A 17,772-nucleotide genomic window follows, 5' to 3' on the forward strand; every position below is an offset into this window, starting at 1 on the left:
AGGCTCACCCATCAGAGGCCGGACTCCGGGGTGCGGACAAGGATGCGGCGGCAGTTCTCGCAGCGCGTGACGGCGTCGGGCGCTGCGGCCCGCACCTCGTTGAGCTCGGTGATGTTGAGCTCGATGTGGCAGCCCTCGCAGCGGCGCTGGTAGAGCCGGGCCGCGCCGACCCCGCCCTGCTGGCCGCGCAGCTTCTCGTACAGCTTCATCAGGTCGGCGGGCACGGTCCCGGCGACGACCTCGCGCTCCTTGCCGACGGACGCGGCCTCGGTGTCGATCTCCCCGAAGGCCGCGTCCCGGCGGGCGGTCGCGTCGTCCACCCTGGCCTGCACCGACGAGACCCGGTCGGTCAGCTCGGAGACCCGCTCCTGGGCGGACTCGCGGCGCTCCATGACCTCCAGGACGACGTCTTCGAGGTCGCCCTGCCGCTTGGCGAGCGAGACGATCTCCTTCTGGAGGTTCTCCAGGTCCTTCGGCGAGGTGATCGCGCCCGAGTCGAGCCGCTGCTGGTCGCGGGCGGAGCGCTGGCGCACCTGGTCCACGTCCTGCTCGGCCTTGGTCTGCTCGCGGGCGCAGTCGCCCTCCTCCGTCTGCGCGGCGACGAGCAGGTCGCGCAGCTGGATGAGGTCCTTGTTCAGCGACTCCAGCTCGGCGTGCTCGGGCAGCGACTTGCGCTTGTGGGCGAGCTGGGACAGCCGTACGTCGAGAGCCTGGACGTCGAGGAGTCGGATCTGGTCGGCGGGCGCGGCGTTCAGTTGGGGGCTCCAGAGTTGTGGTGGGCGGACCAGGGGTCGGTGACCGTCTTCGAGACATGGACCCGCAGGTCCCAGCCGTGGCGGTCGGAGATCTCGTCGAGCTGGGCGGCGGCCTGCTCACACCAGGGCCATTCGGTGGCCCAGTGGGCGGCGTCGATCAGGCCAAGCGCCGACTGGGCCGACTGGGCCGAGTGCTGTACGGCCTCGGATGCCGGGTGGTGGCGCAGGTCGGCGGTGAGGTACGCGTCCACGCCCGATGCCCTCACGAGGTCGAACAGGCTGTCGCCCGAACCGCCGCTGACGGCGACCCGGCGCACGGTGGCGTCGAGGTTTCCGGCGACCCGGATGCCCTGGGCCGTGGCGGGCAGCCGCTTGGCTGCGCGCGCGGCGAACTCCCGCAGGGTTTCCGGGTGGTCGAGCTCGCAGATGCGGCCGAGCCCGGTTTCGGGGTCGAGCGGTCCGGTGACCCGGAGGTCGAGCGCGCCGGCGAGGGCGTCGGAGACCCCGGGGTCGGCGGTGTCGGCGTTGGTGTGCGCGACGTGCAGGGCGATGTCGTGCTTGATGAGGCTGTGCACGACCCGGCCCTTGAAGTGGGACGCGGCGACCGTCGTCGTACCGCGCAGATAGAGCGGGTGGTGGGCGACGATCAGGTCCGCGCCGAGCTCGATCGCCTCGTCGGCGATCTCCTGGACCGGGTCGACGGCGAACAGGACCCTGGTCACGTCGGTGTCGGGGTCTCCGCAGACCGTGCCGACGGCGTCCCATTGTTCGGCCCGCTCAGGGGGCCAGAGGGCGTCGAGCGCGGCGATGACTTCAGACAGACGGGGCACGGGTGCAAGGCTACCCGCCCCCTGGGGTCAGCGGTTCTGCGGCTGGTTCCGGCCGTGAACGAGGTGCGCAGCACAACCTTCCCGACGCGCTCAGGCGAACCGAAATACGGCCACACGTATGTGTGAAGAGAGCGCTCACGCATTGTTCGGGTGGAAGTGCGAAAACTAGCGTCGGTTGCGTGGAGGTGACCAACCGATGACAGCGTGTGCCATCGAGGAAGCGGTATCCGGGGACGGATCCGGGCGCGGTTTCGGGCTCGCTTTCGAGCCCGACAAGGCCGTACGGCTCCCGGAGACCCGGTTCACGCTCAGCGCGGACGGCTGCTACGCGGCGCGTCTCGCGGGGACGGGAGAGGCCCGGTACGTCGAGCGGTGGACGCTCGACGGGCCCGAGCCGTACACCGTCGCGCTTCCCCTCGGACAGCCCGAGGAGCCGGACTCCGAAGTGGCGCCGATGGCCGACGGGCGGGTGCTGATCCGGCGGCGGATCGCGGGGCGGCAGGCTTTCTCGCTGCTGTACCCCACGGGGCCGGGCACCGGGGAACTGCTCCTCGGGGTGGCCGACTCGTCGGCGATGACCCTGCTGCCTCCGTCCCCGGACGGCAACTGCGTCTACGCGCTGGCTCCGGACGCTTCGAGGACTACGAGCGCCTCGGGTGCTTCGACTGCTTCGGGCGAGGGGACGACGGCGGTATGGCGGGTGGCGGGCGGGGCGTTCGGCGCCGTACGGGTCGCCGAGGTGCCAGGGCACTGCTCGGGCGGGGTGTGGCTGGACCGCGGGGGCCGCATACTCGCGCTCGACCAGGAGCTGGGCGGGGTCACCAAGACGGTGACGGTGGACCTGGAGCGCGGCGGTGAGGTGACCCCGCTGCTCCAGATCGCGGAGGACAGCAACGACCGGCTGCTGCTCGCGGACCCGGAGAGCGGGCTGCTGCTGATCCGCTCGGACGCGGCGGGCCACGACCGGCTTGGCTGGGGCGTGCTCGGCAGCCGGCGGCCGGTGCGGTTCCCCGAGTGCCTGCGGCTGGCGGACGCGGCGGTGACACCATTCGCGATCCAGCCGGGCCAGGTCCTCAGTCCGGAGAACTGCGCGGTGGCGCTGCGGATCGACGGAGCGGCGGGCAGTTGGCTGGGCGTATGGCGCCCGGCGGCCCGCCGGATGGTCCAGATCGCGGCCCCGGACGGCTGGTTGCCCGGGGCCGGGATGTGGACCCGGCAAGGCGAGCTGCGACTGCCCTGCGCGACCCCTCAGACGCCTTGCTCGGTCGCCCGGGTGCCGATGCCGGAGCTACCGGACTCCGTCGGGGCGCCGACCGGTTCCACCCCGACGACGCACGCGGAATCCGCAGGTGGGGAGCGTCACGGGGGCGACGCGACCGGTGCGGGTGCGTCCGCTTGCAAGCCCGTACCGCTTCAGCAGGCGGCTCTCGTGGGGCGTCTGACCCCTGGTTAGACTTTCGGCCAGGGGCTACGCAGCCGCACTGCCCGGACGCGGACGGTGAGGTTCCCTGCGACAGGACACCAGCGATGATCGACGGGGTGACTTCCCACATGTCTGAAGCCCGAACCGACCCGGCCCAGGCGCGACCGCAGGGCACGGCCGCGAACCAGGCCGAATCAGGCGGCGCCGCCGGAAAGCACCGAGGGGGCGCGGCGGCTTCGGAGGACTCCACGACTCCGGCACACGGCCGCCATCGCCGCCCCTCGGGAGGCGAGTCGGCGTAAGCAGAGCGGTGGGGGTCGTCAACGACCGGTGGTGTCCCACCGGCCCTGACGGCCCCCACCGCGTTGGTGGCCCAGCGGGCTGTCACTGCTCCCGCTTGAGCCCCAGTACCTCCGCCGACGCGAACGTCTCGCCCTCCCTGGACTCGTAGTACGGGGACAGCAGTCCGTCCAGTTCCTCGTACGAGAACGTCTCCTTCGCCGAGTCGAACTGCGCCGCCACCCTGGGACGTTCGACCACCGCGACCATTCCGCCATGGACCACCAGGAGTTGGCCGTTGACCCGGGACGCGGACGGGGAGGCCAGATAGCCGACAAGCGGGGCGACGTGCTCGGGGGCCAGGGGGTCGAGGCGGCCTTCGTCCGGTTCGGCGAATCCGGCGAAGACATCCTCCGTCATACGGGTGCGGGCACGGGGGCAGATCGCGTTGACCGTGACCCCGTACTTGGCCAGGGCCAGTGCGGTGGAGGTCGTCAGGCCGACGATGCCGCCTTTCGCCGCCGCGTAGTTGGGCTGGCCCGCGGAGCCCGCGAGGAACGCCTCGGACGAGGTGTTGACGATCCTGCCGTACACCGGGGCACCCGACCCGGTCGCCTTGGAGCGTTCGCGCCAGTGGGCCGCGGCGAAATGGGTGGTGTTGAAGTGGCCCTTGAGGTGGACCCTGATCACCGAGTCCCACTCGTCCTCGCTCATCGAGAACACCATCCGGTCCCGCAGGATGCCCGCGTTGTTGACCAGGATGTCCAGCTTTCCGTACGCGCTGATCGCCAGGCCGATCAGGTCGCGGGCCGTTCCGTGGTCCGCGACGTCACCGAGGTGCGCCACCGCCTGTCCGCCCATCGCACGGATCTCCGCCGCGACGGACTCGGCGGGAGCGGCCGACGCCTCGCCGGAGCCGTCACGTCCCGGCTGACCGTAGTCGTTGACGACGACGCTCGCGCCGAGCCGGGCCAGCTCCAGCGCCTCGGCGCGGCCGAGGCCGCGTCCTGCGCCCGTGACGACGGCCGCGAGGCCGTCCAGGGGAAGGTCCACCGGTCCGCCCCTCACAGCTCGATGCAGGTACGCAAGGCCTCGCCCGTACGCATCTGGTTCAGCGCCTCGTTGATCTCCGGCAGCTGCACCCGGTGGGTGATCAGCGACTCCAGGTCGATCCGGCCCGCCCGCCACAGTGCGATGGCGCGCTCGTACGAGTGGAGCACGTCCCCGCCGCCGTACATCGACGGCAGGATGCGCTTCTCGTCGAAGAACAGCTCGAACATGTTGAGTTGGAGGAAGTCGTCCATCGCCCCGGCGCCCACGATGCACAGCGTGCCGCCGCGCCGGGTGGTCTCGTACGCGGTCCTGGCCGTGGCCGACTTTCCGACGACCTCGAAGACGTAGTCGAAGCCCTCGCCGCCGGTGATCCGCTGCTTGGCGTCACCTAGCGCGTCCGGGGCGACCGCCTCCGTGGCGCCGAACCTCAGGGCCGCCTCCCGCCGGGACTCCACCGGGTCGACGGCGATGATCTGCGCGGCGCCGCGCACCCGGGCGCCCTGGATCGTGGAGATGCCGACACCGCCGCAGCCGATCACGGCGACTGACGACCCGGCCGTCACCTGCGCGGTGTTGATGGCCGCGCCGAGTCCGGTGGTGACCCCGCAGCCGATGAGGGCGGCGATGTCGTACGGCACGTCATCCGGTATCGGCACAGCGCAGCCCGCGTCGACCACGAGCTCTTCGGCGAAGGTGCCGGTGCCGGCGAAGCCGAAGACATCGCCGCCGGGGCGGCGGAAGTTGGGGGTCCCGGCGTTCATGAACCCGGCCAGGCAGAGCTGGCTCTGGCCGCGCTTGCAGGCGGGGCAGCTGCCGCAGGCGGGCAGCCAGCACATCAGCACCCGGTCGCCCTGCTTGAGTCCGGTCACCCCGTCACCGATGTCGGTGATCTCGCCCGCGCCCTCGTGACCGGGGATGAAGGGGGCGGGCTGCGGAAGGACTCCGTTCATCGCGGAGATGTCCGAGTGGCACAGCCCGGTGGCCCTGATCCGGATCTTCACCTTGCCGGGGCCAAAACCCACCGTCTCTATGTCGTCGAGGACTTCGAGTTTGTCCTGGCCGATCTCGTGCAGTACGGCTGCGCGCATGGTGCGGCTCCCTTCAGGAGGGCCGGAGTTCCAGAGGAGAATCCAAAGGCTCGGTGAGGTTCGGGGAGATCAGGCGGGGCCGGGAAGGGTGGCGGGGGTCAGGCGAGTTCGACGAGCGTGTCCGCCAGCACCGGGGCGTCGTCCCGTTCCACCGCCGTCACCGACGCCTGGAGCGTGGTGGCGTCCTGTCGCCACATCCGGATGCGCAGCGTCTCCCCGGGGAAGACCACCCCCGCGAAGCGGGTGGCGTACGAGCGGACACGGCTGACGTCGCCGTCGAGCAGGGTGTCCACTACGGCCTTGAGCGTGATGCCGTAGGTGCACAGGCCGTGCAGGATCGGCCGGTCGAAGCCCGCCAGTTTGGCGAACTCGGGGTCGGCGTGCAGGGGGTTCCAGTCGCCGGACAGCCGGTAAAGCAGCGCCTGATCCTCGCGTACGGACCGCTCGGCCACCGCGTCCGGCTCGCGCTCGGGCTGTTCCGTGCGCGTGGACGGGCCGCGTTCACCGCCGAAGCCGCCCTCGCCGCGTACGAAGATCTGGGCGTCGCTCGTCCACAACGGGCCGTCCGCGTCGCCGGCTTCGGTGCGCAGTACGAGGATCGCCGCCTTGCCCTTGTCGTAGATCGCGGCGACCCGCGAGGTGCTGGTGGCGCTGCCCTTGACGGGGATGGGGCGGTGCAGTGTGATCTTCTGCCCGCCATGCAGTACGGCGGCGAGGTCCACTTCAATACCGGGGGCGGAAAGGCCGCCGACGACTCCCATACCCGCCCCCGCGACGGTGGCGAAGCTGGGCAGGACGTGCAGCCGGGACTCGAGGACATAGCGCAGCTCTTCGAGATCGGTCGCCGCGCCTGGCCGGTCCTGGGACGAGCCGGCGCCGAGGCCGAGGTGGTAGAGCTGGATGTCCTTGTGGTCCCAGCTGATCTCGGTGCTGCGCGGCTCTGCGGCGAGTGCCTTGGCGGCGTCGATGGGCATGGAGGTGCTGCTCCTTGGCTCCGTGTGGCGCTTTGGCTGTGGAAGACCTCGGCACGGCCGTCCGCACCGTCGGCCGCACCGAGGCCGTTACGGGTCCGGCCCCGCCCCGCATCCGTTTTAGAACGCGTTCTAGGTCGGACTGGCCTTATGTATAACGCACCCCTGGTGACTTGTGAAGGCCCGCTGACGGAGCATCAGACTGCGTGTCGGCGCCGCCGCGCGGCTCTGCCGGTGAAGGCACCGGCGCCACCCCTGACAGCCCGCGGAACCGCGGGCCACCGCGACCGGCCCCCGGGCCCTCGCGCCGCCGGACACGCCGTCCGGCCGGCAGGCGCCCATGACACGGCCGAGGGGTCGAAACACCTGCCAGTCACCGCTGCGTCGCCGTGCCGGCTCACAGCTCCCAGGCAGGGGCCGACCCCTCGCCGAGCCCCCGTCGGCGGAAGTATTGCATGGTGCAAAGGTCCAGCTCTACCGACTGCGACCGGCTACTGCCGGGCGCCACCGGGCACTACTGAGGTGGAGTCACCGCCTTCTCGACATCCGCCAGGGTCGCCGCGTCCACGAGACCGGTGTCCTCGAGGACCTCCATGTGGTCCAACACGGTCTGGTTCGCCTGCCGGGCGTGGCGGCGTATGAGGTCGTTCTGTGTGGCGGCCCTGACCTCGGCGATGGTGGCGAAGATCTTCCCGTGCGAGGCACGCAGCACGTTGGCGAACAGCCGGTCGAACTCGGCGCCCCGCGCCTCCTCAAGCTGCTTGACCCAGCCCTGCTGCTCCTCCGTGGCCTGGTCGGGCAACTGCACTCCCAGCATCCGCGCGTCCTCGCGTACGAGCTGGTCCAGCTTGCTGTGCCCCTCCAGCAGATGCAGACCCGCGCGCTTGACGGCCTCGCTGGAGGCCTGGGTCTGGGCGAGGCGGCCGGCCGGGATCTCCCACAGGCCCGCCTGCCGCACCTTGACCAGGAACGTCTTGTCGACCTCGGTGACCGGCTGCGGCCCGCCCTGCGCCGCAGACTGCGCGTCACCCGCCGCGGCGCCTCCCGAGTCGGCCGAACCACCGGTATGGCCGGAGCCGGAGTGGCCGTAACCCGAGCCCGCGGACTGGCCGTAGCCGCCGTTCTGCGCCACGACACCGGCGGGGACCTGCGCGTTCGCGGTCTGGTCGTCGTCCCCGCCGCGGGTCATGAGCAGCGCGGTGGCGATGACGGCGCAGACGGCCGCGATGACGGCGATCGTCCGTATCGGGATACCGGTCTCGGCTGAGTGTCGCTTCGGGCGCATGGTGTGCCTTCCGTTCGGCATGGGGTGGTGGTGCTGGTGCTCGGTCGTGTCGTCGGAAGCTGTGTGTTCGGTGCGGCTGGCACGGCGCGCAGCCTCCAGTACGGGCGGAGGCGCCGAACCGTTCACCGGGCCGATGCGGGGCACGATAAAAAGGAGGTATGACCGACATGAGGCAGTCTCCGCCGTCTCCGCCCCGCATCGGCGCCGTGGACGCCGTAGACGACGTGGACGCGGTCGCGCGTGCGGTTCTGACAGCCTCCCGGCTCCTGGTCGCGGTCTCCGCCCGTTCGCTGGCGGCCGTCGAGGAGCGGGTGACCCTGCCCCAGTTCCGGCTGCTCGTAGTGCTCTCCATGCAGGGCCCGGCGAAGCTCGTCACCCTCGCCGACCGACTCGGCGTCAACCCTTCCACCGCGATGCGCATGGTCGACCGGCTGATCGCGGCCGGGCTCGCGGTGCGCGAGCCCAACCCCGACAGCCGACGCGAGACCCTGCTGCGGCTCACGGACGAGGGTCACGCTCTGGTCGAGGACGTGATGGCCAGGCGGCGCCGGGAGATCACGGCCATCGTGACCCGGCTGGACCCCGCGCAGCGGACCGCCCTGGTGGACGCGCTGACCGCTTTCACCGAGGCGGGCGGCGAGCCTGCGGCACCGGCGGCCGGTCACGCCGCTGCCGCGACCGGCGCCTATCCGCTGAGCTGGGAGGACGCCCCGTAGACGCACCCACGGGCGCAGGGCGGTCGAGCGGGGCGTCGTGACCGCAGCAGCAGCTCGTCGCACCCTCTCGTGAACCTGATCGACTCCGTCGGGAAAAGGAAGGTGATCACACACAGACCAACCGCAATGTAGGGACCGAGATGAAAACGTCGCTGGCGGCGAAAGCAGCCTTCACAACATCCTGTGCCATGCTCGTCGGCGTCTTAGGCGTCGGCACGGCTACAGCCGCTCCCGTCTACACGGAGTCGTTCGACCGCACGGTGCACACGCTCGGCTACACCAAGGGCAGTGTCTCCTTCTACAACCAGTCGGTGGGCATCCAGGGTTCCGTCAAGTCGAACACCAAGGACTGCATGCAGGTTCGCTTCAATTTCTACAAGAACTACCCTGCCAGCGAAAAGGTGGCGGCGCAGCAGACCCGTACGGCATGCGGGCGTGGCACCGGAACCAGCACCGACTTCAACTTCACCGTGGACCCGAAGGTCCAGGTGTCCCTGGTGCAGATCGACCTGTACGACAACACCAGCGGCTTCTGGCTCGAGGCCGACCTGCACAACGTCTGGAACTGCGCTGTCGTACCCATTTGCTGAGATCCCCTGATTTCGCGCCGATGAGGGCTCCCTCCCGCGGACACCACGCGGGAGGGAGCCTTCGCACACCCCCGGCGCCCTGTCGCGCTACGAGGGACAGGGCCTCGGCGGCCCTCCGGTGGCTCAGGTCCACCCAAACCACCAGCGGTGACGGGGTGGTACAGGAGGCCGCCGCCACAGTGACGCGGTGACGGCCTCCTCGGCACGATTGACTCCCGAGGGGGTCAAGCCCTTTCCACGTCCGCGGCGGCGAGTTCGGCGGGCAGTCGTTTTCCCGATCCAGGCTGTGGCCCGCCTTGGTACACGTAGCGACTGCCCTTGAGAACGTAGATACCGTCCCCACCGGTGATCACGAAGTGGTCAGGATTCTCCTTTCCATCGTTCTTTCTGAGATAGAGCAGATAGGTGCGGCCTGCCTCCATCAAACGAGAGGTGTCGGGAGAATCGACGTCCTGTGTGCCGAGTTGCCGCACCTTTACGCTTGATCCGGAGATCTCTCCGGATAGCGTCCTGACCTTGTTGATGTCGAACTGTGTACTCGTCGAGTTCCACGCCTCCACCGCCTTGTGAGCGGCTGCGGAATAGCCGGACGTCGTGGTCGCGTCCTGCCATTTCAGGCTGCTGGTGGAGAACTTGCATCCAATGGGCTCGTACGCGGCCGCCGGAGAGGCCGGTACGACCACGACGGCGGAGGTGACGGCGAGCGTGGCCAGAATGCTCTTCTAGTGCTTCAGTGAATTCCCTTCAGGGCGTATACCGGACAACTCTCTTTACCCGGAGCTCGCATATGGGTTCACGGAAGGAAGCACACCCGCACGAGAGCTGCTGGCGAAGGCGAGTTCGGCATCACCGCGCCCCCGCTCCCTGCCGGGAACCTGCTGGATGCTGCCCAAGACCCGCGCGCTCACGTGTGACGTACCCTCTGGACGGTTGTACGAGGAATCGGTCGTGCGTGGGGGATTCAGCGCACGATGTCACCTAGGGGGAGTTGGGCGCATGGCGCCATCGCAGTCCGGTATCAAGCGCTCCGTCGTATCGCTGGTCCTGTCGGTCCTCGCCGGACTGATCCCGGCATGTCCCCGAACGGCGGACACACGTCACGAGCGTGTCACCGTCTGGATGTACCCGGTCGTCGCCGACCCTGAGCAGAACCGGCGCTACTGGTCCCGGATCGAGCGCGACTTCGAGAAGGCCGCTCCTGAGGTGGACCTCTCCGTCGTCCACCACGAGTGGGAAGGCCGGGACGAGGCGCTGGTGACCGCGCTCGCCCGCGGGCAGGGGCCGGATGTGGTCCTTCTGATGCCCGACCAGATTCCCCGGCTGGCCGCCGACGGACGGATACGGCCGGTTGAGCCGGTGCTCGGGGACGAAGCGAAGGCGTTCCTGCCGGCCGCCCTGGATGCCGTCAGCCACAGCGGGCACATCTACGCGGCGCCGGTCTACCAGACCGTCGCGACGACCATCTACAACACGCGTCTGCTGAAGGCAGCCGGTGTGAGCACACCACCCGGCACCTGGGACGAGATCAGAGCCGCCGCACCGAAACTGAGGAAGACCGGGGTCGCCCTCTTCGACTACTCGGCCGACGACGCGGCCACCCTCAACCTCAACTTCTATCCCTTGCTCTGGCAAGCGGGCGGCCGGGTGTTCAGGGAAGACGGCGAGAAGGTCGCGTTCGACGGGCCGGAGGGAATCGAGGCCCTCACCTTCCTCACCGACCTCTACCAAGCGGGCGGGATACCCAGGTCCGCGATGACGAACACCAACTTCGTCGTCGGCAAGGCACTGGGCAAGCAGGAGGCCGCCATGGGATACGCCGTGGTACTGGCGGGCGCCGAACTGGCCGCCAAGCTCTGGGGTCACGAGAACGTGCTGGTGGGCTCCCCGCTCAAAGGGCCGGTGAAGGAGGTCGCCTTCGGCGCACCGGGCTCACTGGCCGTCAACGCCGCGGGGAACACCGCTGCCGCCGAGAGGTTCGTCTCCTTCATGGCAGCGCCCCGGCAGATCCGGTCGCTCGTCCAGGCGAGCGGCTACTTCTCACCCCGTGCGGATGTCAGGGTTCCCAGCGACTCACCGTACGCACGGGAGTACCAGGCGGCGCTGGCCAGCGTCCATCCCGGGGAACCCCATGTCGCGGCGCGGCGGGTCATGGCGCTGCTCGCACCCGAGATCCGGGCGGCACTGGCGGGCCGCAAGAGCCCCGAGCAGGCCCTGCGGACCGCCGCCGACGCCGCGAACGCCCTGCTCGCAAAGGAGAACGCTGCTGCCGAGTAGAGCTGCGGCATGGCTCAGTCCGTGAGGCCCGCCTCCTCCACGATGCTCGTGGAGGTCCGGGTCGCCGTGGCGACGACGGTCCCCTTCTTCACCAACGGGCCCGATGATGAGGCACCACCGACGCGGTAGTCGATTCCCGCCACGTATCGCACACCCCGGTACGCGTAAGTGCTGGGATCGAGCAGCACCTGCATCGCGTTCCGTTCGTCGGAGTAGTCACGGAAACGCCCGCTGATGCCGATGGCGAGGACCGGGCGCCCCTCACCGTCCGTCACCCCGGCAGACGAGGTCGCTCCCGGAAGGCCGACGAGAAGCTCGTGCAGGAGCCTGGCCTTGTCAGCCGTGACCCTGGAGCATCCGGCAAGGACCTCCACGACTTCGCCGAAGTCCCGCTGAGCCTGGGTCATGCGTCCCGCGCCGACGAGACGGCTGGGAAGCGATCGCTCGCGGATCGTCAGCAGAGCCTTGCCCTGCTGGTCGGGCAGCGAAGCCACAAGCTCGTCCGACGACCGCGGTGGCAGCATCTGCCAAGCGTCCTGGAAGCGCCCCTTCCACACGTCCACATCGTCCGGATCCTCGGTGCTCTCGTCCGGGGTGGCCAGGGCGCCACCGTCGTAGCGGACCCACCGCGTCTGGTAGACGGGCTGCGCCGGCTTCGCCTCACAGGAGCGCGACACGGAGCCGAGGTTGAAGGATCCGACCTCGCTCGGACCGTATGTGCTGGCACCCGTGTCGCACTGCCAGGTGTCCCACCGCACCTTCTGATATACCCACGGTGCCGAGACGGGCGGGGGCGTCGCTGTGTCGTTCTGCCCACCGGCCCCCCAAGGGAGGGCTGACAGCAGCGCGACCGCGGCCACCCCGCACACCGCGGCGACGGCCGTCAGCTTCCAGCCGACGCGTCTGCGCGGCGACTTGTGGATCTCCTCGAACAGACGGCGGCCGACGCGCCCCAGCTCTGCGCGGTCGGGCAGTGGCGCGTCCTCGCGGAACCGCCGGACTGCTTCGATCTCATCCAACGCTCATCAACTCACGGAGGTCGTATACGGCCGTGGGGTCCTGTCCGCCGAAAGCGGCGCGCACCTTCTTGCGTGCGCGGTTGAGACGTGAGCGTACGGTGCCGACCGGTATGGACAGGGCCTCGGCCACCTCCAGGTAGCTCAGATCCGCCCACGCCACCAGCAGCAGGACATGGCGGTCACCTTTGGACAGGTCGGCGAGGGCCTCGGCAAGCGCCCCCTGCACGGCCTGGGCGGAGACCCGGCTGTCGGAGCGGTCGGCCCAGGAGTAGGACACGGCGTCGTGCCCGCTGCGCGCCAGGGCTCTCAGCGCCCGCACCTCGGCCCGGTGCTGCTTGGCGATGAGGTTGCCGGCGATGCCGTACAACCAGGGCAGGGCGTTGGGCCGCGAAAGATCGTAGGTACCGCGTGCCCGGAACGCCGCCAGGAACGTCTCGGCCGTGATGTCATCGGCAGCCTCCGTACCCAGCCGCCGGGCCACGTACCGGTGGATGGCGGCACCATGGCGGTGGAAGAGGGCGCCGAACGCCTCAGGCTGTGCCAGTGAGTCAGCGACGACCCCCGCGTCGTCCACTGCCTGACCATGCCGGTCGTACAAGCGTCCCTCCCTGTCCGGTGTGCACACCCCCTTTTACCCGTACGTGCCGATCGGGTAAAGAAGATCGCCGGCATGCGTCGGCACACCGAGACACGACACTGACGGGCGGTGCCGCCACCCGCACCGCTGAGGAGTTCCGTTGCAACGAGTATCACGAGTGATGAGACGACTGGGCGGAAGGACCAGCCCGGCGGTGCTGGCGGCCTTCGCGCTCTTCGCGGCACTGCTGGTCTCTGCGGCGCCCGCCCAGGCTGCCCCGGCCCGTCCGGGCGGCAAGGCGAACTGGGTGGTCTCGGTGGGGGGCCTGAACACCGCCGCCGCCAACAACTACCGCAACTGGGTCCGTTTGGGGTACTACGTCTTCGCCGGCGACGGAACGGTGACCACCACCCACTGGAACTGGGCCCAGCGGGACCAGCCGACACGTGTGGACGCCGTGACCGCCGACTGCGGCGGAAACGTGCCCGAGTGCACGGTGCGCACCGTCGACGGCTTCGCCGGTAATCCGACGGGCGGCTACCAGGGCACGTTCCGCTATGCCGACGACGGCCGGCTGGTGGTCACCTGGACCAAGGACACCGCGGGCAAGGCCCTGACACGTCCGCTCACCGAGTACTGGAACCTGGAGACCGGGCTCGCCTCCGGGGGCGCGGCACGCATCACCAGTCCGAGCTACTACGGCGCGTACGGACGCGACGTCGAGATCCCGGCGACCGGTGAGTTCTCCGACTACACCGCCACCTTCGGTGTCGGCTACGGAAGCAACGCCTCACTGGGCCGCGACAGCCGGGCCACCATGAAACAACTCGTGACGGACCCGCGGTACAACGCCCAGCCCTACCGCGGAGCGTACGTCACCACGACGGCCTCGTCCGCGGATCCGGACACCCGGGTGGGCATCGTGGAGCGTCAGGGCACGGGGGGTATGTGGAGCTTCGGCGACACGGCCAACCCGTGGAAGGTCTGCTCCAGCGGCTCCTGCATGGGCTGGCTGCAACCCAACACGTCCTGCAACAGCGTCGACAAGGACCGTGTGCGCTACATCGCGGAGATCGGAGGAGGGCGCCGGAACACCGAGGAGTACTGGTGCCAGTCGCTTGCCCAGGGCAAGCCCTGCTACAAGTACAACTCGCACCCCCGCCCCATGCTCCAGGTCATCGACGACAGCGGAAGATTCCAGGGCTGGGTCGGCGTCGAGGCATTCACCCACGTGAAGACGTCGACCGGGCTGCCCGACAGCGAATGGATCTCGGGCTACTGGGGTGTCTTCGACATGGTGTCCGCCAACCTGAAGCCCAAGCTGCCCGCCTGAGGGATGTGAGGCCGCTTGGCATGTCCGGGCATGCCAGTAGCGGCGACGCTATCGGAGGTCCGCCAGTGTGACGCTTCGGGGAAGTTCCGTCTCTTCACCTCCCTTGAAACGGTACTTCCCGCTTCGGCTGTCCATGATGTACGAGCCGCGCCCTCCGGTGATCACGTATCGGCCGGACTTCTTGTCGGCCGGCACGAACAGCAGATAATTGCTGCCCTCCTTCAGGACCTCTGAAGCATTGCTCACCTGCATGTCCACAGACCCGACCTGCGACACCGAAATCCCTTGCCCGCGATGCGCCCGTAAAGGACCTCATCGGCCCTGACCTGAGTTACGGTCACGGGGATTCCCTTTTCTTCAGTGTGACTCGCCCCCCTTGGCTGTCACGCGGACGATGACACTGCTATCCGACCTGAGGGAGGAGATGTCCCGATAGTCGCTCGCTCGGTCCGGTGCATTCTCCCCGCCTGTTGCTGTTCTCGGGGCAGTGGTACAGCCTGCAGCAAAAGCCGCCACCACAAGGAAGCCGACCACGGAAATCTCGAGCATTCCACGAGAACACGGGCCGTGCTCAGCAGCCCATCTTTGGCCCCCGCCGTCCCGCAAGGGTCACTTTCTGCCTCTCCCTTCGATTTTAAGCGTTAAGTCGCTATCTTGTTCCATTACCAGAGCGCTCGCAGACATGTAATCCCAGCGCACCGATCACCCATCTATCCAACCGAAAGAGGCTTTTCTATCCATGCGAACTTCGTGGCGTTCCCGGACTGTCGCAGTAGCCGCAGCCTTTGGCTGCGTTACCATCTCCGCACCACAATCCCACGCCTATGATTTTGAATTCTGGCCAGGCGTTACCTGCAAATACAATGCCGGCGGGAATACATTGAAATGGTCCAATGTGACCTCGTCGTACACTTATTCCAACCCGGCGCAGCTTGCCATAAGCGCATGGAACTCCACTTCAACTCAGTTCAATTTCACCCAGGTTAACACCGGGGCGAACCTTCGAGTTGCTGACGGGAACTTCGGCAACGTCTCTTACGATGGGATAATCCTCGACGCTTCAGGCGTGAACCGAGAAACTGACAGTGCGCTGGCCAAGTGCCGGGACTCGGGGACTGGATTCTGGCAGGAAACCAACACGGCATGGATAAACCGAAAGTACGCCGATTCGTATCCTGCAGCGAAGAGGAAATCCATATTTGTTCATGAAATCGGGCACGCCTTGGGTCTGGCCCACGAGGACGACCTGGGGTGCGCGATCATGAATGAGGGATCTTACACACGTTATGACGAATGCGGACTTCACGTGCCGGCGGCGGATGACATAGCCGGCGCCAACGCACTCTACTGATCGCACTTGGAGAAACGAAATGAAGCGGATATTTGCGGTGCTCGCGGCCTGCGCGGCGGTCGTGCTCGCGTCTGGATGTGGCGCCTCAGACTCCAGCCCGAAGCCCAATGCGTCAAATGAGCGTAATCCCGTGCTGCATGCCAGCCGCGTAAAGGATTACAATTCATTCGCTGAGCTCAAGCGCGACAGTGTCGCCGCTGTCAGTGTCACTGCGGTCAAGTCGACGGTAGGTAGCCTTAATGGTGTTGCGACGACAACCGTCGAAGTCAAGGTAGAAAAGGTACTGTGGGGCAAACTGAACGAGGTGTCGATTTCGGTTCTTCAGCTCGGAAAGGCTGGCTGGGGTCTCGAGGATAGTGGCGCAATTCTTGAAGAAGGCCAGCGGTATGTCCTTTTTGTTCATCCGTACCACCTGAAGCCCAATGACGACACAGGTCTCTACGTTATCACTGGCGGTCAGGGTGCCTATAAGCTGGACGGGGAATATTCGGAGTACAATTTCGCCGGAGGTGGGCATCCTCGCCTTCCTGAGGAAGTCTCCGTCAAGGATTTCAGGGCCCACATTCTGAACGAGCAATAACCTAGATTATCGCGACGGTCCGTTGGAGCTTCCAGCGGACCGTTCCGGTATCGCTCGATCATTCACGTGCGCGCCGGCGTGAGGGGGCTGGCTGGGGCGTCCGGTTCCTGGCAGTTCGTTCTGTGGGCTGATTACTGCGGGTCAGGTCGGTGGGTCGCGTGTCGTCGCGGGATGCCGTCGGCGTCCACTCGCCGAGGGTGCTGCGGGGCTCCGCCGGCCTGAAGCCCAAGCTGTCCGACTGAACCAGGGCGTGTTCGCCCGCGTCAGGAACGCTGCGGGTCAACACACCTGGGGGTCGAGGTCCTCTGGAGGTCCCCGCAGAAGCCAGGACCTTCCCACTCGCGGATCCGCGCTCAGGAGCTGCCGGAAGGGAGCCGTCTCCACACAGGACCTCCCACCTGGTGTGACGACAACTCCTGAGCCTGCGTGCGTCAGACGTTGAGGAACGCGTTCACGCCCCGCGCAGCACCGTCACCACCGCCGCCCCGCCGAGACCGATGTTGTGGGCGAGTCCGTTCCTGGCCCCCGGCACCTGTCGCGGCCCCGCCTCGCCGCGCAACTGCCAGGTCAGCTCCGCGGCTTGGGCGAGCCCGGTCGCGCCGAGCGGGTGCCCCTTGGAGATCAGACCACCCGACGGGTTGACCACCCAGCGGCCCCCGTACGTCGTCGCCCCCGACTCGGCCAGCTTGCCCGACTCGCCGTCCGGGCACATGCCGAGCGCCTCGTACGTCAGCAGCTCGTTGACCGAGAAGCAGTCATGCAGCTCGATCACGTCGATGTCCTCGATGCCGAGCCCCGATGCCTCGTACGCCTGCCGGGCCGCCGCCCGCGACATCGGGCGGCCGACCACGTCGATACACGAACCGGAGGCGAAGGACTCCTCGGTGTCGGTGGTCATGGCCTGCCCGGCGATCTCGACGGCCTTGCGGTGCAGCCCGTGCTCGACCACGAACCGCTCGGACGCCACCAGCACCGCCGCCGCCCCGTCCGATGTCGGGGAGCACTGGAGCCGGGTGAGGGGCCGGTGCACCGGCTTGGCGGCGAGGATGTCGACCACCTCGTACACCTCGCGGAACTGGGCGTACGGATTGGCCGCCGAGTGCCGGTGGTTCTTGGCGGCCACGGCGGCGAGCTGGCGCGGTGTGGTGCCGTGCAGTTCCATGTGCTCACGGGCCGCGTCGCCGAAGATCTGGGCGGTGGGCGGGGTCATGTCGAAGCCGTGCCGGGCGGCCATGATGCCGTAGTGGCGGGCCACCGGCGAGGTCCTGAGGTCGCCGTCGCCGCCTCCCGCGCCGCCCAGCGAGCCGCGCTTCATCTTCTCGAAGCCCAGGGCGAGTACGCAGTCGGCGAGCCCGCCGGTGACGAACTGCCGGGCCATCATCAGGGCCGTGGAGCCGGTCGCGCAGTTGTTGTTGACGTTGTAGACGGGGATGCCGGTGAGGCCCAACTCGTAGACGGCCCGCTGGCCGGCCGTGGAGGGCTGGAAGCAGTAGCCGACGGCGGCCTGCTGGACGCGTTCGTACGGGATTCCGGCGTCGGTGAGCGCGGCGTTACCGGCCTCCCTCGCCATGTCCCAGTACTGCCAGTCCCGGGATTCGGGCTTCTCGAACCTGGTCATTCCGACCCCGACGATGTACGCCTTCATCTC

General features: G+C 68.3%; 19 protein-coding genes. 8 read left to right on the forward strand and 11 right to left on the reverse strand.

Translation table 11 applies throughout. The features are described from left to right. Window positions 1-11: 11 nt before the first annotated feature. Together ACFWI9_RS13885 and ACFWI9_RS13890 are read right to left on the reverse strand one after the other, a co-directional pair. A complete protein-coding gene (locus ACFWI9_RS13885) occupies window positions 12-755 on the reverse strand; it encodes a zinc ribbon domain-containing protein (protein WP_387161722.1) in 744 nt (247 codons plus the stop codon). After that, window positions 752-1,585, reverse strand: a complete 834-nt coding sequence (locus ACFWI9_RS13890; RefSeq protein WP_387161676.1) for a Nif3-like dinuclear metal center hexameric protein — start codon at window positions 1,583-1,585, stop codon at window positions 752-754. Before ACFWI9_RS13890 ends, ACFWI9_RS13885 begins: the two co-directional genes overlap by 4 nt. A 196-nt stretch (window positions 1,586-1,781) precedes the next feature. Between ACFWI9_RS13890 and ACFWI9_RS13895 the strand changes: the two genes are divergently transcribed. Together ACFWI9_RS13895 and ACFWI9_RS13900 are read left to right on the forward strand one after the other, a co-directional pair. Next, the gene (locus ACFWI9_RS13895; protein ID WP_387161677.1) at window positions 1,782-3,038 is read left to right on the forward strand and encodes a hypothetical protein; all 1,257 of its coding nucleotides are present in this window, start codon (window positions 1,782-1,784) and stop codon (window positions 3,036-3,038) included. A gap of 98 nt (window positions 3,039-3,136) precedes the next feature. After that, window positions 3,137-3,310 carry a hypothetical protein gene (locus ACFWI9_RS13900; RefSeq protein ID WP_387161678.1) on the forward strand — a complete coding sequence of 58 codons (174 nt, stop codon included), beginning with the start codon at window positions 3,137-3,139 and terminating at the stop codon, window positions 3,308-3,310. An 82-nt stretch (window positions 3,311-3,392) separates the two neighbouring features. Here the strand turns inward: ACFWI9_RS13900 and ACFWI9_RS13905 are convergent, their stop codons facing one another. From ACFWI9_RS13905 to ACFWI9_RS13920, 4 genes are all read right to left on the reverse strand, one after another. Next, complete coding sequence (locus tag ACFWI9_RS13905) at window positions 3,393-4,340, reverse strand: 3-oxoacyl-ACP reductase (RefSeq protein ID WP_387161679.1); 948 nt, start codon at window positions 4,338-4,340, stop codon at window positions 3,393-3,395. An 11-nt stretch (window positions 4,341-4,351) separates the two neighbouring features. Beyond that, entirely contained in the window at window positions 4,352-5,428 is a 1,077-nt protein-coding gene (locus ACFWI9_RS13910) for a Zn-dependent alcohol dehydrogenase (protein ID WP_387161681.1), read from the reverse strand. A gap of 98 nt (window positions 5,429-5,526) precedes the next feature. Next, complete coding sequence (locus tag ACFWI9_RS13915) at window positions 5,527-6,402, reverse strand: MaoC/PaaZ C-terminal domain-containing protein (protein ID WP_387161684.1); 876 nt, start codon at window positions 6,400-6,402, stop codon at window positions 5,527-5,529. A 511-nt stretch (window positions 6,403-6,913) separates the two neighbouring features. After that, complete coding sequence (locus tag ACFWI9_RS13920; protein ID WP_387161686.1) at window positions 6,914-7,684, reverse strand: DUF4142 domain-containing protein; 771 nt, start codon at window positions 7,682-7,684, stop codon at window positions 6,914-6,916. A gap of 167 nt (window positions 7,685-7,851) precedes the next feature. Between ACFWI9_RS13920 and ACFWI9_RS13925 the strand changes: the two genes are divergently transcribed. Then, window positions 7,852-8,400: a MarR family winged helix-turn-helix transcriptional regulator gene (locus ACFWI9_RS13925; RefSeq protein ID WP_387161688.1), complete on the forward strand. Its 549-nt coding sequence runs from the start codon at window positions 7,852-7,854 to the stop codon at window positions 8,398-8,400. A 188-nt stretch (window positions 8,401-8,588) separates the two neighbouring features. Beyond that, the gene (locus tag ACFWI9_RS13930; protein WP_387161689.1) at window positions 8,589-8,990 is read left to right on the forward strand and encodes a hypothetical protein; all 402 of its coding nucleotides are present in this window, start codon (window positions 8,589-8,591) and stop codon (window positions 8,988-8,990) included. 224 nt (window positions 8,991-9,214) lie between these two features. On the opposite strand, the gene ACFWI9_RS13935 is transcribed toward ACFWI9_RS13930, so the two are convergent. Next, window positions 9,215-9,673: a hypothetical protein gene (locus tag ACFWI9_RS13935; protein ID WP_387161691.1), complete on the reverse strand. Its 459-nt coding sequence runs from the start codon at window positions 9,671-9,673 to the stop codon at window positions 9,215-9,217. A gap of 313 nt (window positions 9,674-9,986) precedes the next feature. Here ACFWI9_RS13935 and ACFWI9_RS13940 point away from each other — a divergent pair, with 313 nt between their 5' ends. Then, complete coding sequence (locus tag ACFWI9_RS13940; RefSeq protein ID WP_387161692.1) at window positions 9,987-11,264, forward strand: ABC transporter substrate-binding protein; 1,278 nt, start codon at window positions 9,987-9,989, stop codon at window positions 11,262-11,264. Between the two features lie 14 nt (window positions 11,265-11,278). On the opposite strand, the gene ACFWI9_RS13945 is transcribed toward ACFWI9_RS13940, so the two are convergent. Both ACFWI9_RS13945 and ACFWI9_RS13950 read right to left on the reverse strand, forming a co-directional pair. Next, window positions 11,279-12,283: a hypothetical protein gene (locus ACFWI9_RS13945; protein ID WP_387161694.1), complete on the reverse strand. Its 1,005-nt coding sequence runs from the start codon at window positions 12,281-12,283 to the stop codon at window positions 11,279-11,281. Next, window positions 12,276-12,881 (reverse strand): RNA polymerase sigma factor, encoded by a 606-nt coding sequence (locus ACFWI9_RS13950; protein ID WP_387161696.1) that lies wholly within the window; start codon window positions 12,879-12,881, stop codon window positions 12,276-12,278. Before ACFWI9_RS13950 ends, ACFWI9_RS13945 begins: the two co-directional genes overlap by 8 nt. A gap of 160 nt (window positions 12,882-13,041) precedes the next feature. Between ACFWI9_RS13950 and ACFWI9_RS13955 the strand changes: the two genes are divergently transcribed. Continuing rightward, window positions 13,042-14,193, forward strand: a complete 1,152-nt coding sequence (locus ACFWI9_RS13955; RefSeq protein WP_387161698.1) for a hypothetical protein — start codon at window positions 13,042-13,044, stop codon at window positions 14,191-14,193. A gap of 48 nt (window positions 14,194-14,241) precedes the next feature. On the opposite strand, the gene ACFWI9_RS13960 is transcribed toward ACFWI9_RS13955, so the two are convergent. Continuing rightward, complete coding sequence (locus ACFWI9_RS13960; protein ID WP_387161700.1) at window positions 14,242-14,439, reverse strand: hypothetical protein; 198 nt, start codon at window positions 14,437-14,439, stop codon at window positions 14,242-14,244. 493 nt (window positions 14,440-14,932) lie between these two features. On the opposite strand from ACFWI9_RS13960, the gene ACFWI9_RS13965 reads away from it, so the two are divergent. Then, window positions 14,933-15,544 carry a matrixin family metalloprotease gene (locus ACFWI9_RS13965; protein WP_387161702.1) on the forward strand — a complete coding sequence of 204 codons (612 nt, stop codon included), beginning with the start codon at window positions 14,933-14,935 and terminating at the stop codon, window positions 15,542-15,544. 19 nt (window positions 15,545-15,563) lie between these two features. Next, complete coding sequence (locus ACFWI9_RS13970; RefSeq protein ID WP_387161704.1) at window positions 15,564-16,124, forward strand: hypothetical protein; 561 nt, start codon at window positions 15,564-15,566, stop codon at window positions 16,122-16,124. Window positions 16,125-16,575: 451 nt separating this feature from the next. Here the strand turns inward: ACFWI9_RS13970 and ACFWI9_RS13975 are convergent, their stop codons facing one another. Further along, window positions 16,576-17,769 carry a lipid-transfer protein gene (locus tag ACFWI9_RS13975; RefSeq protein ID WP_387161706.1) on the reverse strand — a complete coding sequence of 398 codons (1,194 nt, stop codon included), beginning with the start codon at window positions 17,767-17,769 and terminating at the stop codon, window positions 16,576-16,578. Between the last annotated feature and the right edge of the window lie 3 nt (window positions 17,770-17,772).

The sequence above is a fragment of the Streptomyces sp. NPDC127084 genome, from assembly GCF_042724175.1.
Taxonomy (GTDB): Bacteria; Actinomycetota; Actinomycetes; order Streptomycetales; family Streptomycetaceae; genus Streptomyces.

Bases quoted from the DNA above. Each gene is read 5' to 3' on its own strand.
- ACFWI9_RS13930 (WP_387161689.1), top strand. From the start codon at position 8,589: ATGCTCGTCGGCGTCTTAGGCGTCGGCACGGCTACAGCCGCTCCCGTC.
- ACFWI9_RS13900 (WP_387161678.1), top strand. From the start codon at position 3,137: ATGTCTGAAGCCCGAACCGACCCGGCCCAGGCGCGACCGCAGGGCACG.
- ACFWI9_RS13910 (WP_387161681.1), bottom strand. From the start codon at position 5,428: ATGCGCGCAGCCGTACTGCACGAGATCGGCCAGGACAAACTCGAAGTC.
- ACFWI9_RS13925 (WP_387161688.1), top strand. From the start codon at position 7,852: ATGAGGCAGTCTCCGCCGTCTCCGCCCCGCATCGGCGCCGTGGACGCC.
- ACFWI9_RS13915 (WP_387161684.1), bottom strand. From the start codon at position 6,402: ATGCCCATCGACGCCGCCAAGGCACTCGCCGCAGAGCCGCGCAGCACC.
- ACFWI9_RS13955 (WP_387161698.1), top strand. From the start codon at position 13,042: ATGAGACGACTGGGCGGAAGGACCAGCCCGGCGGTGCTGGCGGCCTTC.
- ACFWI9_RS13895 (WP_387161677.1), top strand. From the start codon at position 1,782: ATGACAGCGTGTGCCATCGAGGAAGCGGTATCCGGGGACGGATCCGGG.
- ACFWI9_RS13970 (WP_387161704.1), top strand. From the start codon at position 15,564: ATGAAGCGGATATTTGCGGTGCTCGCGGCCTGCGCGGCGGTCGTGCTC.
- ACFWI9_RS13920 (WP_387161686.1), bottom strand. From the start codon at position 7,684: ATGCGCCCGAAGCGACACTCAGCCGAGACCGGTATCCCGATACGGACG.
- ACFWI9_RS13940 (WP_387161692.1), top strand. From the start codon at position 9,987: ATGGCGCCATCGCAGTCCGGTATCAAGCGCTCCGTCGTATCGCTGGTC.
- ACFWI9_RS13975 (WP_387161706.1), bottom strand. From the start codon at position 17,769: ATGAAGGCGTACATCGTCGGGGTCGGAATGACCAGGTTCGAGAAGCCC.
- ACFWI9_RS13965 (WP_387161702.1), top strand. From the start codon at position 14,933: ATGCGAACTTCGTGGCGTTCCCGGACTGTCGCAGTAGCCGCAGCCTTT.